The sequence below is a fragment of the Rhodococcus sp. WB1 genome (assembly GCF_001700945.1).
GTDB lineage: Bacteria > Actinomycetota > Actinomycetes > Mycobacteriales > Mycobacteriaceae > Rhodococcus > Rhodococcus aetherivorans.
In genome coordinates, this window is sequence record NZ_CP015529.1 from 3,268,013 (window position 1) to 3,283,424 (window position 15,412).

Annotated in this window: 12 protein-coding genes; 3 read left to right on the forward strand and 9 right to left on the reverse strand. The window is 70.5% G+C overall.

Annotated features, from left to right (window positions below; genetic code table 11):
• Window positions 1-57: 57 nt before the first annotated feature.
• Window positions 58-528, forward strand: coding sequence for a hypothetical protein (locus A4U64_RS14470; RefSeq protein WP_006944374.1), 471 nt, complete (start codon window positions 58-60; stop codon window positions 526-528).
• 24 nt (window positions 529-552) lie between these two features.
• Here the strand turns inward: A4U64_RS14470 and prfA are convergent, their stop codons facing one another.
• The 8 genes from prfA to argS all read right to left on the reverse strand — a co-directional run bounded on the left by prfA (window position 553) and on the right by argS (window position 10,999).
• The gene (gene prfA / locus A4U64_RS14475; protein WP_006944377.1) at window positions 553-1,632 is read right to left on the reverse strand and encodes a peptide chain release factor 1; all 1,080 of its coding nucleotides are present in this window, start codon (window positions 1,630-1,632) and stop codon (window positions 553-555) included.
• Window positions 1,633-1,743: 111 nt separating this feature from the next.
• Complete coding sequence (rpmE, locus tag A4U64_RS14480) at window positions 1,744-1,977, reverse strand: 50S ribosomal protein L31 (RefSeq protein ID WP_006944378.1); 234 nt, start codon at window positions 1,975-1,977, stop codon at window positions 1,744-1,746.
• Between the two features lie 141 nt (window positions 1,978-2,118).
• Complete coding sequence (rho, locus tag A4U64_RS14485) at window positions 2,119-4,104, reverse strand: transcription termination factor Rho (RefSeq protein WP_084648644.1); 1,986 nt, start codon at window positions 4,102-4,104, stop codon at window positions 2,119-2,121.
• Window positions 4,105-4,460: 356 nt separating this feature from the next.
• Window positions 4,461-5,390 (reverse strand): homoserine kinase, encoded by a 930-nt coding sequence (thrB, locus tag A4U64_RS14490; protein ID WP_065922703.1) that lies wholly within the window; start codon window positions 5,388-5,390, stop codon window positions 4,461-4,463.
• 35 nt (window positions 5,391-5,425) lie between these two features.
• Window positions 5,426-6,520: a threonine synthase gene (gene thrC / locus A4U64_RS14495; RefSeq protein ID WP_006944382.1), complete on the reverse strand. Its 1,095-nt coding sequence runs from the start codon at window positions 6,518-6,520 to the stop codon at window positions 5,426-5,428.
• Window positions 6,517-7,842 (reverse strand): homoserine dehydrogenase, encoded by a 1,326-nt coding sequence (locus A4U64_RS14500; RefSeq protein ID WP_006944383.1) that lies wholly within the window; start codon window positions 7,840-7,842, stop codon window positions 6,517-6,519. Before A4U64_RS14500 ends, thrC begins: the two co-directional genes overlap by 4 nt.
• The gene (lysA, locus tag A4U64_RS14505; RefSeq protein WP_065922704.1) at window positions 7,839-9,260 is read right to left on the reverse strand and encodes a diaminopimelate decarboxylase; all 1,422 of its coding nucleotides are present in this window, start codon (window positions 9,258-9,260) and stop codon (window positions 7,839-7,841) included. The genes A4U64_RS14500 and lysA overlap by 4 nt, the downstream gene beginning before the upstream one ends.
• Window positions 9,257-10,999 carry an arginine--tRNA ligase gene (gene argS, locus A4U64_RS14510; RefSeq protein WP_065922705.1) on the reverse strand — a complete coding sequence of 581 codons (1,743 nt, stop codon included), beginning with the start codon at window positions 10,997-10,999 and terminating at the stop codon, window positions 9,257-9,259. The genes lysA and argS overlap by 4 nt, the downstream gene beginning before the upstream one ends.
• A 180-nt stretch (window positions 11,000-11,179) precedes the next feature.
• Between argS and A4U64_RS14515 the strand changes: the two genes are divergently transcribed.
• Window positions 11,180-12,013 (forward strand): DUF3105 domain-containing protein, encoded by an 834-nt coding sequence (locus A4U64_RS14515; RefSeq protein ID WP_006944388.1) that lies wholly within the window; start codon window positions 11,180-11,182, stop codon window positions 12,011-12,013.
• Window position 12,014: 1 nt separating this feature from the next.
• Window positions 12,015-12,725, forward strand: coding sequence for a DUF305 domain-containing protein (locus A4U64_RS14520; protein WP_029542924.1), 711 nt, complete (start codon window positions 12,015-12,017; stop codon window positions 12,723-12,725).
• Between the two features lie 79 nt (window positions 12,726-12,804).
• On the opposite strand, the gene A4U64_RS14525 is transcribed toward A4U64_RS14520, so the two are convergent.
• Entirely contained in the window at window positions 12,805-15,195 is a 2,391-nt protein-coding gene (locus A4U64_RS14525) for a phosphoketolase family protein (protein ID WP_065922706.1), read from the reverse strand.
• Window positions 15,196-15,412: the final 217 nt, after the last annotated feature.

A 15,412-nucleotide genomic window follows, 5' to 3' on the forward strand; every position in this document is an offset into this window, starting at 1 on the left:
GCATGATCGAGATCGTCCGTGTCAGGCAGCACTACGGAACTACGGAAGGATCTTCCTGTGACGAAGTCGGGATTCGCGGTTCGGGCAGCGGCCGTCGTCGCGCTCGGAGCCGCCGGCAGCCTCGCAGCGCCCGGACTTGCCTCCGCATCGCCGATCGACGTCCAACCCACGCCGCTGCTCTGCAGCTACGTCGCGCCGATCCACAGCGTGACCGAGACGGACAGCGACGCCCTCGAGGAGGGTCGGCTGTTCTTCGCCGTCGGCGAGCAGAAGGCGCAGAACGGTCAGGTGGGCTGGGTCAACACGGCCACCTGGCAGACGGGGGGCGCCTCGTTGACCGCGACACCGCAGAGCAGCGACGTCCCGGTCGCGCTGCTGAACACCGGGCCGGGCACCGTCGTGTCCGCCGTGTGGGGACCGCATCAGAACGCGAAGGGCGAGAGCTGCTTCCTGCTTCCCGGCATCGACATCTCGCAGGTGCCCGGGGACGACGATCCGGGCGACGAACCCGGCGAGACCGCGCAGTAGCCGCCCGGGGCCCGGCTCACGGCGTCACTCCGCGGCGAGCCGGGCCTCCCGGTCGGCCTTGCCCAGGGCGTCGAGCAGGGCGTCCATGTCGCCGTCGAGCACACCATCGAGGTTGTGGGCCTTGAAGCCGATGCGGTGATCGGTGATCCGGTTCTCGGGAAAGTTGTAGGTGCGGATGCGCTCGGAGCGGTCCACCGTGCGCACCTGGCTGGCCCGGCCCGCGGAGGCCTCCGCCTCGGCGGCCTCCTCCGCCGCGGCCTGCAGCCGCGCGGCGAGCACCTGCATCGCCCGTGCCTTGTTCTGCAGCTGGGACCGCTCGTTCTGGCACGTGACGACGATGCCGGTGGGCAGGTGCGTGATGCGCACCGCCGAGTCGGTGGTGTTGACACCCTGACCACCCTTGCCGGAGGAGCGGTACACGTCGATGCGCAGGTCCGACTCGTCGATCTGGACCTCCTCCACCTCGTCCGGCTCGGGGTAGATGAACACGCCGGCCGCCGAGGTGTGCACCCGGCCCTGGGACTCGGTGACGGGGACACGCTGGACGCGGTGCACGCCCCCCTCGAACTTCAGGCGCGACCAGACGCCGTCGCGCACATCGCTCTTCGACTTGATCGACAGCGTCGCGTCCTTGTAACCGCCGAGGTCGGAGATGGTCGCGCCGAGGACCTCCACGCGCCAGCCGGCGCGCTCGGCGTACCGGATGTACATGCGGGCGAGGTCGGCGGCGAACAGCGCGGACTCCTCACCGCCCTCCCCCGACTTGACCTCGAGCACCACGTCGTCGCCGTCGTGCGGATCGCGCGGGGCGAGCAGGTCGGTGAGGGCCTTGTCGAGTTCGCTCACCCGCTCCTCGAGGGCGGGAATCTCGGTCGCGAAGGCGGCGTCGTCCGCGGCGAGCTCACGCGCGGCCTCGAGATCGTCGCGCGCGGCCCGCAGCTTGGTGTAGGTGGCCATGACGGGAGCGAGCTCGGCGAACCGCTTGCCGACCTTGCGGGCCGTCGCCGGGTCGTTGTGCAGCGCCGGATCGGACAGCTGCTGCTCGAGACCGGCGTGTTCGGCCAGGATGTCGTCGATGGCCGACGGCTTGGTCTGCCCCGCCATGTGATTCGCTCCACTCGTCCGTCGTGCCGATCCGTGCCGCGCCCGGATCGGGATGGAAAAAGGCCGACGCCCGGTCTGTTGCTGAGACAGAACCGGGCGTCGGCGAGACAGCTACTTGTCGGCAGCAGCCTTCTTGGTGTCGCGCTTGCCGTAGCGGGCCTCGAAGCGGGCGACGCGTCCGCCGGTGTCGAGGATCTTCTGCTTGCCCGTGTAGAACGGGTGGCACTGCGAGCAGACCTCGACGGTGATCCGTCCCGACTCTGCGGTGCTGCGCGTCTCGAACGTGTTCCCGCAACCGCAGACGACGGTGGTCGTCACGTAGTTCGGGTGGATTCCTGCCTTCATGGTGTCCCTTTCGTGGCCGCCGGGTCGCCTCCGCGGATCGGAGACGTGAACCGGGACCGGACTGAGCTGTTCGATTATGCCAAACGCATGCCCGGGGGAAGAAATTCCGCCCCCGGGCATGCGGCGCCGCTGCCGCGGCGATCAGTCGTCGAGCGCTCCCGGTGCCGTCTTCGACACCTGCAGGAGGAACTCGATGTTGCTCTTGCTCTTCTTGAGCCGGTCGATGAGCAGATCGATGGCCTGGTGCGAGTCCAGACCGGAGAGCACGCGGCGCAGTTTGTGCACCACCGCGAACTCGTCGGGGCTCATCAGCAACTCGTCCTTGCGCGTACCGGAGGGGTTGACGTCCACCGCCGGGAACACGCGCCGCTCGGCGATCTTGCGGTCGAGCTTGAGCTCGGCGTTGCCGGTGCCCTTGAACTCCTCGAAGATCACCGTGTCGCCCGTCGAACCCGTCTCCACCATGGCCGTGGCGATGATGGTGAGCGAGCCGCCGTTCTCGATGTTGCGAGCCGCGCCCAGGAACCGCTTCGGCGGGTACAGGGCGGTCGAGTCGACACCACCGGAGAGGATGCGGCCCGACGCCGGCGACGAGTTGTTGTACGCGCGGCCGAGGCGCGTGATCGAGTCGAGCAGGACGACCACGTCGCGGCCCTGCTCGACGAGCCGCTTGGCCCGCTCGATCGCAAGCTCGGCGACCGACGTGTGGTCCGACGGCGGCCGGTCGAAGGTCGAGGCGATGACCTCGCCCTTGACCGAGCGCTGCATGTCGGTGACCTCTTCGGGCCGCTCGTCCACCAGCACGACCATGAGGTAGCACTCGGGGTTGTTGGTCGTGATCGCGTTCGCGATGTCCTGCATCACCGTCGTCTTGCCGGCCTTAGGCGGCGAGACGATCAGGGCACGCTGGCCCTTGCCGATCGGCATGATCAGGTCGATCACGCGGGTGGTCAGGATGTTCGGGGTGGTCTCGAGCCGCAGCCGCTGGTTCGGGTACAGCGGGGTGAGCTTGTTGAACTCCGGGCGGCGCTTGGCGGCCTCGACGTCGCCGCCGTTGACCGTGTCGAGCCGGACCAGCGGGTTGAACTTCTGGCGCTGGTTGCCCTGCTCCCCCTCGCGCGGCACGCGGACCGCACCGGTGATGGCGTCGCCCCGGCGCAGACCGTTCTTGCGCACCATGTTCATCGAGACGTACACGTCGTTGGGGCCGGCCAGGTACCCGGAGGTCCGGACGAACGCGTAGTTGTCCAGGACGTCGAGGATGCCGGCGACCGGCTGCAGGACGTCGTCCTCGCGGATCTCGGGCTCGCGTGTGTCACCGCCGGCCTCGCCGCGGTCACGTCCGCGACGACGCTCACGGAAGCGGCGCCCGCGGCGCCCGCGGCCGTCCTCGTCGTCCTCGCCACCCCGGCCGTCGCGGCCGTCCTGACGGGGGCCCTGACCACGGTCCTCGCGGCGGCGTTCCCCCTGGTCGCGCTGGCCGTCGCGCTGGTCGCGCTGGCCGTCGCGCTGACCGCGCTCGCGCCGACCGCCGTCGGACGGCTCGGCCTTCTCCTCGGTCTTCTCCTCGGCGCGCGGCTTCTCGTCGGTCCGCGCCTCAGCGGCGTCCTTCGGGGCCTCGGCGGTGGTCGTCTCGGCGGCCTGGTCGCCACCTCGGCGACCGCGACGCTGACGACCCCGGCGGCCACCCTCGGCCTCGCCCTCGGCGGGCTGCTCCGCCGCCTCGGCGGGCTGCTCGGGCGCCGTCGTCGCGGCGGGCCGCGCCTGGGCCGGCTCGGCGGCGGGGGCGGCGGTGTCGGCCGGGGCCGCGTCCTGGGCGGCACCACGGGCGCGACGAGCCCGGACGGGCCGGGCCGGCTGTTCCGGCGCAGGAGCCGTCTCGGCGGCTCCGCCGCCCTGACGCTCCTTGATCGCGGCGATGAGATCGCCCTTGCGCATCCCGGAGGTTCCCTTGATGCCGAGTTCGGCCGCGAGAGTCCGCAGCTCGGCCAGCACCATGCCGGAGAGACCGGCGCCACGCCGCCCCCCGGCACGCGGTGCAGTCTGTGCAGGATCGGTGGCCTGCGCTCCCGCGGACGAATCCGTGGTATCGAGAACAGGCGTAGCGATCAGGTCCGTATCTGTCACGGAGATCCTTTCCTTCCCTCACTCGCGCCACGCAGAGTCGAGGGTTCGTTCCGCAGATCTTGCGTCGATCTGGGATTGCCGTACGTGTTCACGGATCGAACGGTCGGCACGTCCGCCATCACGCCATCCTCCGGCAGGTGCGGTCGGTCCATCTCCCCGAAACGAGGTCAGGTGAGGATCGATCCAGGATCGATCGCCCCGATGGATCTGGAGTGAATGCCCTGGAAAAGCCAGCGACTGAAACGCACGACGTGCGGACTAAGCACAGAATAGCGACGAACTGTACGTTGAGCAAGAAGAAGCCCCCGGGCGCGTCGCCCGGGGGTTCGCGCCCGACTCGAGAGGTTCGGGCTCGCTCACACGACCTGCACGCCGTCCGCGACGTCGAGTTCGAGCACGGTCATGTCGTCGGCCTCCGCGGCCGCGCGCAGGTCCGCGGGGAACGACTCGGTCGTGAGGGCGAGGACCGTGGGGCCGGCACCGGAGACCGCGGCGGGAATGCCCGCCGCGCGCAGGGCGGCGATCCACTTGGTGGTCAGCGGCAGGGCCGGGGCGCGCTGCGCCTGGTGCAGCAGGTCCTCCGTCGCCGGCATCAGCAGGTCCGGCCGCTCGGTGAGGGCGACGACGGCCAGCGCCGCGCGGCTGACGTTGAACGCCGCGTCGCGGTGCGGCACCAGATCGGGGAGCAGCCCGCGGGTGTGCGCGGTGGACGAGCGCGACGACGGCACCAGCACGACGACCCGGATCGCCGGGTGGACCGTGAGGGGCACCGCGCGGTAGGTGCGCTGTTCGTCGCCGACGACCGACTCGCTCCACGACACGACCGCGCCGCCGAGGATGCTGGCGGAGGCATTGTCCGGGTGGCCCTCGAATTCGGAGGCGAGCTGGACGAGTTGCGCCTCGTCGAGCACGCGCTCCGGAGCCACCTTGCGCACCAGCCCGTTGGCGGCCGCCAGGCCTCCGACGCCCGCCGAGGCCGAGGAGCCGAGGCCGCGCGAGTGCGGAATAACGTTGCGGCACAACACGTCCAGGCCGTCGGCCCACACTCCGGCGGCCTCGAGGCCACGCTCGACCGCCCGCACCACCAGGTGCGACGGTCCCCACGGCACCTCTTCGGCGCCCTCGCCCTCGACGCGCACCTCGAGGCCCGATGCGGTTGTGGTGACCGTGATCTCGTCGTACAACCCGACGGCCAGCCCGAGCGAATCGAAACCGGGGCCCAGATTCGCGCTCGAGGCCGGGACCCGGGCGGTCACGGAGATCCCTACGGGCAGCGTCTGCGTCATGTCGTCTTTCCCAACGGAGGAGGGCGCGGCGGTCACTAGGCCAGCTCGAGCGCCGCGGCCACAGCGACCGGATCGACCGGGATCGGCTCCACCTGCGGCATCCCGAGCAGCGCCGTGTCGGGATCCTTCAGGCCGTTGCCGGTGACGGTGCACACGACCTTCAGCCCGGAATCGAGCCAGCCCTCCTTGCGGGCGGCGAGCAGACCGGCGATCGACGCGGCGGACGCCGGTTCGACGAACACGCCTTCGGTGGCGGCGACGAGCCGGTACGCCTCGAGGATCTCCTCGTCGGTGGCCGCCCGGAACGCGCCGCCGGACTCCTCCTTGGCGGTCATCGCCCCGTTCCACGACGCCGGGGCGCCGATGCGGATGGCGGTGGCGATGGTCTCGGGGTCCTTGACGGGGGCGCCGTGCACCAGCGGTGCCGCGCCCGCGGCCTGGACGCCGAGCATGCGCGGCTTGCGGGTGGTGAGGCCGTCCGCGAAGTACTCGGTGTAGCCGCGCCAGTAGGCGGTGATGTTGCCGGCGTTGCCGACGGGCAGCACGTGCACGTCGGGGGCGTCGCCGAGCGCGTCGGCGATCTCGAACGCCGCCGTCTTCTGCCCCTCGATGCGCACGGGGTTGACGGAGTTCACCAGCCCGATGGTGGGGAACTCGGCGGTGGTCTTGCGGGCGAGCTCGAGACAGTCGTCGAAGTTGCCCTGGACCTGGATGATCTTCGCGCCGTACATGACCGCCTGGGCCAGCTTGCCCATCGCGATCTTGCCGTCCGGCACGAGCACCGCGCAGCCCATGCCGGCCTTGACGGCGTATGCGGCCGCCGAGGCGGAGGTGTTGCCGGTGGAGGCGCACAGCACGGCCTGCTGGCCGCGGGCGAGGGCGTCGGTGACGGCCATCGTCATGCCGCGGTCCTTGAACGAGCCGGTCGGGTTCAGGCCCTCGACCTTCAGGTGCACCTCGCAACCGGTCAGTTCCGACAGGTGCGCCGCGGGCAGCAGCGGGGTGCCGCCCTCGCGGAGGGTGATGGTCTTCCAGTTTTCGCCGATCGGGAGCCGGTCACGGTACGCCTCGATCAGACCCGGCCACGGGGTGTGCACGGGGGTGGCGGTGTTCTTCTCGGGCGCGCTCATTCGGCGGATCCCTCCAGTCTCAGGACGCTGGTCACAGCGATCACGGATTCGAGTTGGTCGAGCGCTGCGACGGTGTCCGACAGCGCCTTGTCGGTGGCGCAATGGGTCAGCACCACCAGGCGGGCTCCGTCGCCGGCGCCCTCCTGGCGCACGGCGGCGATGCTCACGTCCCGCTTGGCGAACTCCGCGGCCACCGCCGAGAGCACGCCGGCCCGGTCCGCGACCTGCAGGTTGACGTAGTAGCGGGTGACGATGTCGCTCATCGGGGCGATCTCGAGGTCGGCGTACCGTGATTCGCGCGGGCCCCGGCCCCCGTGCACCCGGTTGCGGGCGGCCATCACGAGGTCGCCCATCACCGCGGAGGCGGTGGGCGAACCGCCGGCACCCTGGCCGTAGAACATCAGACGGCCCGATGCCTCGGCCTCGACGACGACCGCGTTGAACGCACCGTTGACGGCGGCGAGGGGATGCTCGCGCGGCACCAGGGCCGGATAGACGCGCGCCGAGACCCGGTCCTTGCCGTCGGTGGTGATCCGCTCGCAGATGGCCAGCAGCTTGACGGTGCAGTTCAGCGCCCGCGCGGTGGTCAGGTCGGCGGCGGTGATCTTCGAGATGCCCTCGCGGTAGACGTCGCCGGCGGTGACGCGGGTGTGGAAGGCGATCGAGGCCAGGATCGCAGCCTTGGACGCGGCGTCGAAGCCCTCGACGTCGGCCGTCGGGTCGGCCTCGGCGTATCCGAGCCGGACCGCCTCGGCGAGGGTCTCGGCGTAGTCGGCGCCGGTCTCGTCCATGGCCGAGAGGATGTAGTTGGTGGTGCCGTTGACGATGCCGAGGACCCGGTTCACCTTGTCACCGGCGAGGGACTGGGTGAGGGGCCGGATGACCGGGATGGCGCCGGCGACGGCCGCCTCGAAGTACAGGTCCACGCGCTTGGCCTCGGCGGCCTCGGCGAGCTCGCCCGTGTACTCCGCGAGCAGGGCCTTGTTGGCGGTGACCACGGATTTGCCCGAGTCCAGGGCCGTGCGGACGAGCTTGCGCGGCAGTTCGATGCCGCCGATGACCTCCACCACGATGTCGACGTCGTCGCGGGCGATCAGGCCCTCGGCGTCCGTGGTGAGCAGGTCCTGCGGGATGCCGCGGTCGTCGCGGACGGTGCGCACGGCCACGCCCCGCAGCTCGAGCGGCGCGCCGATGCGCGCCTCGAGATCGGTGGCATCGTCGCGGATGATGCGCACGACCTCGGCTCCGACGGTGCCGTGCCCGAGCACAGCCACACCGATCGGGCGCTGCCCCGGTTCGTTGGTCACCGCTTCGGTCGTCACTCCGTAACCTCCAAGCTGAGCAGATCTTCCACGGTTTCCCGACGCAGGACGACGCGGGCGGCGCCGTCCTTGACCGCCACGACGGCGGGCCGGGGCAGCAGGTTGTACCTGCTGGACATCGAGTAGCAGTATGCACCGGTCGCGGCGACGGCCAACAGGTCGCCGGCTTCGAGGTCGGCGGGCATCCAGGCGTCGCGGATGACGATGTCGCCGCTCTCGCAGTGCTTGCCGACGACGCGGGACACGACGGGCTCCGCGTCGCTGGACCGCGACACCAGGCGGGCCTCGTACTCGGCCTGGTACAGGGAGGTGCGGATGTTGTCGCTCATGCCGCCGTCGACGCTGATGTAGCGGCGTGCCTGGTGAGCCCCCACCGCGACGTCCTTGATGGTGCCCACCTCGTAGAGGGTCACGGTGCCGGGGCCGGCGATCGCGCGTCCGGGCTCGACCGCGAGCGTCGGCTCGGGCAGGCCGGCGAGTGCGGACTCGGTCTGCACGATGTGCCGCAGCTTGGCAGCGAGTTCCTCCACGGGCGGCGGGTCGTCGCTGGGCACGTAGGAGATGCCGAGGCCGCCGCCGAGGTCGACGATGTTCATCTGCGCGGTCTTGTCGACGCCGAATTCGTGGACGGCATCGCGCAGCAGGCCGATGACCCGGTGCGCGGCGAGCTCGAACCCGTCGACGTCGAAGATCTGCGAGCCGATGTGGCTGTGCAGGCCGACCAGGCGCAGGTGATCGCTCGCGAACACCTTGCGGACCGCGGCCATGGCCACCCCGCCGGCCAGGGACAGCCCGAACTTCTGGTCCTCGTGCGCGGTGGAGATGAACTCGTGGGTGTGCGCCTCGACGCCGACCGTGACGCGGATCAGCACGTCCTGCACGACGTCGAGTTCGGCGGCGACCGCGTCGAGCAGGTCGATCTCCGACATGGAGTCCAGGACGATGTGCCCGACGCCTGCGGCGACGGCGGTCCGCAGCTCGGCCACGGACTTGTTGTTGCCGTGCATGGCGATCTTCCCCGCCGGGAAGCCGGCGCGCAGCGCGACGGCGAGCTCACCGCCGGTCGAGACGTCGAGGGACAGGCCCTCCTGCTCGACCCAGCGCGCGATCTCGGTGCACAGGAACGCCTTCGACGCGTAGTGCACCTTCGCGCCCGGCCCGAACGCGGCCGCGATGTCCCGGCACCGGGAGCGGAAGTCGTCCTCGTCGACGACGAAGAGCGGGGTGCCGTATCTCTCCGCGAGTTCGGTGACGGGCACGCCGGCGATCGTCACGACGCCGTCGTCGCCGCGCCGCGCGTGGCGGGGCCACACGTTCGGGTGCAGCAGGTTCAGCTCGCCGGCGTTCGCGGGCCGCTCGGTCAGGCCCGGTGCGTGCGGGATCTCGGCGTGCCGGGGACCGGCGGGGTGCGCGTTCACATCCGCTCCGGGGCGCTCACGCCGAGCAGTCCGAGCCCGTTGGCCAGCACCTGACGGGTCGCCGCGCACAGCGCGAGCCGCGCCGCGTGCAGCGGGCCGGGCTCCTCGTCGCCCTGCGGCAGGATGCGGCAGGAGTCGTAGAAGCGGTGGTAGGTGCCGGCGAGTTCCTCGAGGTACCGCGCGACGCGGTGCGGTTCCCGCAGTTCGGCGGCCTTGGCGAGGACGCGCGGGTACTCGCCGATCGTGCGGATCAGGTCGCCCTCGCGCTCGTGGGTGAGCAGGGCCAGGTCGGCGTTCTCGGCGCCGAGACCGAGCTCGGCGGTGTTCTCGGCGCCGAGACCGAGCTCGGCGGTGTTCTCGGCGCCGAGACCGAGCTCGGCGGTGTTCTCGGCGCCGAGACCGAGCTCGGCGGCGCCCCGGGCGATGGACGAGAGCCGGGCGTGCGCGTACTGGACGTAGTAGACCGGGTTCTCGTTGGTGGTGCTGGCCCACAGCTCGAGGTCGATGTCGATGCTCTGGTCCACCGACGAGCGCACCAGCGCGTAGCGGGCGGCGTCCACGCCGATCGCCTCGACGAGGTCGTCGAGGGTGATGACCGTGCCGGCGCGCTTGCTCATCTTCACGGCGACCCCGCCGCGCACGAGGTTGACCATCTGCCCGATCATCACCTCGACGGTGTCCGGGTCGTCGCCGAACGCGGCGGCCGCGGCCTTGAGCCGGCCGATGTAGCCGTGGTGGTCCGCGCCGAGCATGTAGATGCACAGGTCGAAGCCGCGCGATCGCTTGTCCTGGAAGTAGGCGATGTCACCGGCGATGTAGGCGGCGTTGCCGTCGCTCTTGATGACGACGCGGTCCTTGTCGTCGCCGAAGTCGGTGCTCTTGAGCCACCACGCGCCGTCCTGGTGGTACAGGCTCCCGGAGGTCTTGAGTGTCTCGACGGCCTTCTCCACGGCGCCGGACTCGAACAGGGAGTTCTCGTGGAAGTACACGTCGAAGTCGACACCGAACTCGTGCAGGGTGCGCTTGATGTGCGCGAACATCAGTTCGACGCCGATCGAGCGGAACACCTCGTGCCGCTCCTCTTCGGGCAGCGCGAGCGCGTCCGGGCGCTGCTGCAGCACGGCCTGCGCGATGTCGGCGATGTACGCGCCGGCGTAGCCGTCCTCCGGCGCGGGCTGCCCCTGTGCCGCGGCGATCAACGAGCGCGTGAACCGGTCGATCTGGGCGCCGTGGTCGTTGAAGTAGTACTCGCGGGTGACGTCGCCGCCCTGCGTGGTGAGGATCCGGCCGAGGGCGTCGCCGACCGCGGCCCAGCGGGTGCCGCCGAGGTGGATGGGCCCCGTGGGGTTCGCGGAGACGAACTCGAGGTTGATGCGGGTTCCGGCCAGCGCGTCCGAGTTGCCGTACGCGGCGCCCTCGGTGAGCACCTGGGCGACGATCGCGCCCTGGGCGTCGGCGGCGAGGCGGATGTTCAGGAAGCCCGGGCCGGCCACCTCGGCGGACTCGATGCCGTCGGCGGCGGTGAGGGCCTCGGCGAGCCAGCCCGCGAGTTCCCGCGGATTGACGCCGGCCTTCTTCGCGACCTGCATCGCGACGTTGGTCGCGTAGTCGCCGTGCTCCGGGTTGCGCGGCCGCTCGACCGTCAGGGTCTCGGGCAGGACGGACACGTCGAGGTCGCGCTCGGCGAGCACCCTCGCAGCGGTTCCGTGGAGCAATTCGGCAAGGTCGGCAGGAGTCACGGGTCTCTATCCTATTGGCTCCGTCCCACCCGGCGTGACGCCGGTCCGGCCTGTTGTCACGGTCACGGCCCGCCCGCCGCGGGGATGCCTGCCCGCCGCCCGCCCGTAGAGTTGACAGAGCACGCGCGGACCGAGCGTCGTGCGCCCTCTGTTGTCCATCCGTCGAAAGAGCACCCAACGATGCCCAGCGGTTCGGTAAGTGGCGGTTCCGGCAAGAAGTCCGGTGCCAAGTCTGCGAAGGCGATCAAGGCCGCCCAGAAGAAGAGCGGCGGTCGCGGCCTGCCCAAGCAGCGGCAGATTCCGTGGCTTCTGATCGGCGGCGTGGTCGCGGTGGTCGCGCTGGTCGCGGTCATCGCCGCCAGCATCATCCCGAAGTACCAGGACTCCCAGGCGCTCGCGGAGTGGACGCCGTCCGAGTCGAATCAGGACCCGTCGACTGCGATCGAGGGGGTCGTGACGGTCGACTACCCCGCCGGTCAGCACATCGGGTCCACGCAGCGCGTCGCGTACGACCAGAGCCCGCCGTTCGGCGGGCCGCACGACGCGATCTGGGCCACGTGCACCGGCACCGTGTACCCGGAGGCGATCCGCACCGAGAACGCCGTGCACTCGCTCGAGCACGGCGCGGTGTGGATCACGTACAACCCCGACCTGGTCGACCAGGCGGGCGTCGACGCGCTCGCGGCGAAGGTGGACGGCAAGTCCTACCTGATGATGTCGCCGTACCCGGGCCTCGACGCTCCGATCGCCCTGCAGTCGTGGGGGCATCAGCTGAAGGTGGACGCCGCCGACGACGAGCGGATCGACCACTTCATCGCGTCGCTGCGGCTGAACCGCTACGCCTACCCGGAGGTCGGCGCGAGCTGCTCCACGCTGCCCGGCTCGTACGACCCGAGCAATCCGCCGCCGTTCGATCCCTCCGCCCCCGGTCCGGACGCGGTGCCGATGGACGGCGGCACGGTGGACGGCACCGAGCAGGTGCCGGCCGACATGCAGGCCCCGGCGGGGAGCTGACGTGACGCACGATTCCGCTCCCACCGCCCAGGGGACTCCCACCCCCCAGGAGACGGGCCGACGCAGGGCGCTGCTGATCCTCGGTCTCGTCGCCGCCGTCGCGATCGGTTTCCTGCTCGGGTTCCTCGCCCGCATCCCGCTCGAGGACTCGCCGCCGGCGACGCCGGCCGCCGGCTCCGTCGACGTGGGATTCGCCCAGGACATGACCGTCCACCACAGCCAGGCGATCGAGATGGCCACCGTCGCGTTGACGGTGTCGGGCGACCAGCGGGTGCGCAACCTCGCGTACGACATCCTCACCACCCAGCAGAACCAGGTCGGGCAGATGCAGGGCTGGCTGTCGCTGTGGGGGCAGCCGCTGCTGCCCACCGGTGACTACATGACGTGGATGACCGAGGAGTCCGGCCACGACCACGGGAGCACGAGCCACTCCGACGGCGGCGGCGCCGGCCGGATGCCCGGCATGGCGACGTCCGAGGACCTGGCGAACCTGCGCCGCGCCACCGGCCCGGAACTCGACGTGCTGTTCCTGCAGCTGATGCTGCGCCACCACGAGGGCGGGCTGCCGATGATGGAGTACGGCGCGCAGTACGCGGGCCAGCCGGCGGTACGGACCCTGGCGCAGACGATGGTCGACACCCAGACCAGCGAGTCGGAACTCATGACGTCGATGCTGGCGGAGCGGGGCGCGCAGCCGCTGCCGATGAACTGACCGACCGGACCCGCGGACGGGGGACGGCCCACCGGGCCGTCCCCCGTCGGTGTGTACCGTCCGGGTCCCCCGTCGGTGTCTACCGTCCGGCCCGGCCCCACTCCCAGTCGCGGATGTCGGGCATGTCCTCCCCGTGGGTGCGGATGAACTGGTGGTGCTCGACCAGCCGGTTCTTCAGGTGCTCGCGCGCGTACGCGGAGATCGGATGCAGACGGGGCACCCGGTCGACGACGTCCATGGCGAGGTCGAACCGGTCGATCTGGTTGAGCACGCACATGTCGAACGGCGTGGTGGTGGTGCCCTCCTCCTTGTACCCGCGCACATGGATGTTGTCGTGGTTGGTTCGCCGGTACGTCAGGCGGTGGATCAGCCACGGGTAGCCGTGGTAGGCGAAGATCACCGGCTTGTCCGTGGTGAACAGCGAGTCGAATTCGCGGTCCGACAGTCCGTGCGGATGCTCCGTGTGGTCCTGCAGCCGCATCAGATCCACGACGTTCACGACGCGGATCTTCAGGTCGGGGAACCATTCGAGCAGGATCTCCACGGCGGCGAGGGTTTCCATGGTGGGCACGTCGCCGGCGCAGCCGAGCACCACGTCGGGTTCGGCCCCCTTGTCGGTACCCGCCCAGTCCCAGATCCCGATTCCCTTGGTGCAGTGCACGATTGCCGCATCGATGTCGAGGTACTGCAGTTGCGGTTGCTTGCCGGCGACGATCACGTTGACGTACTGCCGGGTGCGCAGGCAGTGGTCGGCCACCGACAGCAGGGTGTTCGCGTCCGGCGGCAGGTACACGCGGATGACGTCGGCCTTCTTGTTGACCACGTGGTCGATGAAGCCCGGGTCCTGGTGCGAGAAGCCGTTGTGGTCCTGCCGCCACACGTGCGAGGTGAGCAGGTAGTTCAGCGACGGGATCGGCCGGCGCCAGTCGATGCCGTTGGTGGTGCGCAGCCACTTGGCGTGCTGGTTGAACATCGAGTCGACGATGTGGACGAAGGCCTCGTAGCAGGAGAAGAAGCCGTGCCGGCCGGTCAGCAGATAGCCCTCGAGCCAGCCCTGGCAGGTGTGCTCGGACAGAATCTCCATCACCCGTCCGTCGGGAGCCAGACGGTCGTCGTCGGGCAGGATGCGGGCGTTCCAGGTGCGTGCGGTGGCCTCGAGGACCGGACCGAGGCGGTTGGAGTTGTTCTCGTCCGGTGAGAACACGCGGAAGGTGCTCGTGTTCTCGCGCATGACGTCGCGCAGGAAGGTACCGAGCACGCGGGTCGATTCGACGCTGCCGGTACCGGGCGCCTCGACCGGCACGGCGTAGTCGCGGAAGTCCGGCAACGCCAGGTCTCGTACGAGCGGCCCGCCGTTGGCATGGGGGTTGGCGCTCATCCGCCGCTCCCCCGCCGGGTGCAGGTCGCGGATCGCGGGCACGGGGGCACCGTGGTCGTCGAACAGTTCCTCGGGCCGGTAACTGCGCAGCCACTCCTCGAGAATCTTGCGGTGGCTTTCGTCGTCGCGGGCATTGGCGAAGGGCACCTGGTGCGAGCGCCAGTACCCTTCGACCGGGAGACCGTCGACCTCCTTCGGTCCGGTCCAGCCCTTCGGGGAACGCAGCACGATCATCGGCCAGCGCGGTCGCTCGGTGACCCCGTCGCGGCGGGCGCGGCGCCGGATCTCGAGGATCGCATCGACGCAGTGGTCCAGGGCCGCCGCGAACGCCTGGTGCATGCGCTCGGGATCGGAGCCCTCGACGAATACCGGATCGTGGCCGTAGCCGCGGAGCAGGTGCTCGAGTTCCTCGTGTTCGATGCGGGCGAGGACGGTCGGATTGGCGATCTTGTACCCGTTCAGGTGCAGGATCGGCAGCACGGCGCCGTCCCGGCGCGGGTCGACGAACTTGGTGGAGTGCCAGCTGGTGGCCAGCGGGCCGGTCTCGGCCTCGCCGTCACCCACCACGGCAGCGACGATCAGGTCCGCATTGTCGAACGCGGCCCCGTAGGCGTGCGACAGGGCGTACCCGAGCTCGCCGCCCTCGTGGATGGATCCGGGCGTCTCGGGGGCGACGTGGCTGGGAATCCCCCCGGGGAACGAGAACTGGGTGAACAGCCGGGCCATGCCGTCCGCATCCTGGGACACGTCGGGGTAGATCTCGCTGTAGGTGCCCTCGAGCCAGGCTGCGGCGACCGGCCCGGGCCCGCCGTGGCCGGGGCCCATCACGTACATCATGTCCAGCTCGCGGGCGACGATGGCCCGGTTGAGGTGGGCGTAGACGAAGTTCAGCCCCGGGGTGGTGCCCCAGTGTCCGAGCAGCCGGGGCTTGATGTGCTCGGGACGCAACGGCTCGCGCAGCAGGGGGTTGCCCATGAGGTAGATCTGCCCCACCGACAGGTAGTTCGCGGCTCGCCACCAGGTGTCGAGCGCGGCGAGCTCCTCTCGGCTCAGCGGTCCGGTGCGGGTTGCCGTGTCGGGTCCTGCGTCCACGTACGGTCCTCTCCTGCAGGTGTGCGTCCGGTTTCGTGTTCGAGCCTGCCCCGCGCGGGTGGCCCACGCCGGCCGTTCCGGGAAACACTCGCCGAAGAGTTCCTCCCGGACGGCGCATCCGTGCCTGCCGGACACCCGACGAGCGCCGGAGAAACCCCCTCCGACCAGGCGATGTGGCGTATCGCCGACAATGCGCTACGCTAACTCCCGCCCCACC

Excerpts from the sequence above, each read along its gene's own strand:
- prfA (WP_006944377.1), bottom strand. The coding sequence starts at position 1,632 with ATGGCGGGGCAGACCAAGCCGTCGGCCATCGACGACATCCTGGCCGAA.
- thrB (WP_065922703.1), bottom strand. The coding sequence starts at position 5,390 with ATGACGCAGACGCTGCCCGTAGGGATCTCCGTGACCGCCCGGGTCCCG.
- thrC (WP_006944382.1), bottom strand. The coding sequence starts at position 6,520 with ATGAGCGCGCCCGAGAAGAACACCGCCACCCCCGTGCACACCCCGTGG.
- A4U64_RS14515 (WP_006944388.1), top strand. The coding sequence starts at position 11,180 with ATGCCCAGCGGTTCGGTAAGTGGCGGTTCCGGCAAGAAGTCCGGTGCC.
- rpmE (WP_006944378.1), bottom strand. The coding sequence starts at position 1,977 with ATGAAGGCAGGAATCCACCCGAACTACGTGACGACCACCGTCGTCTGC.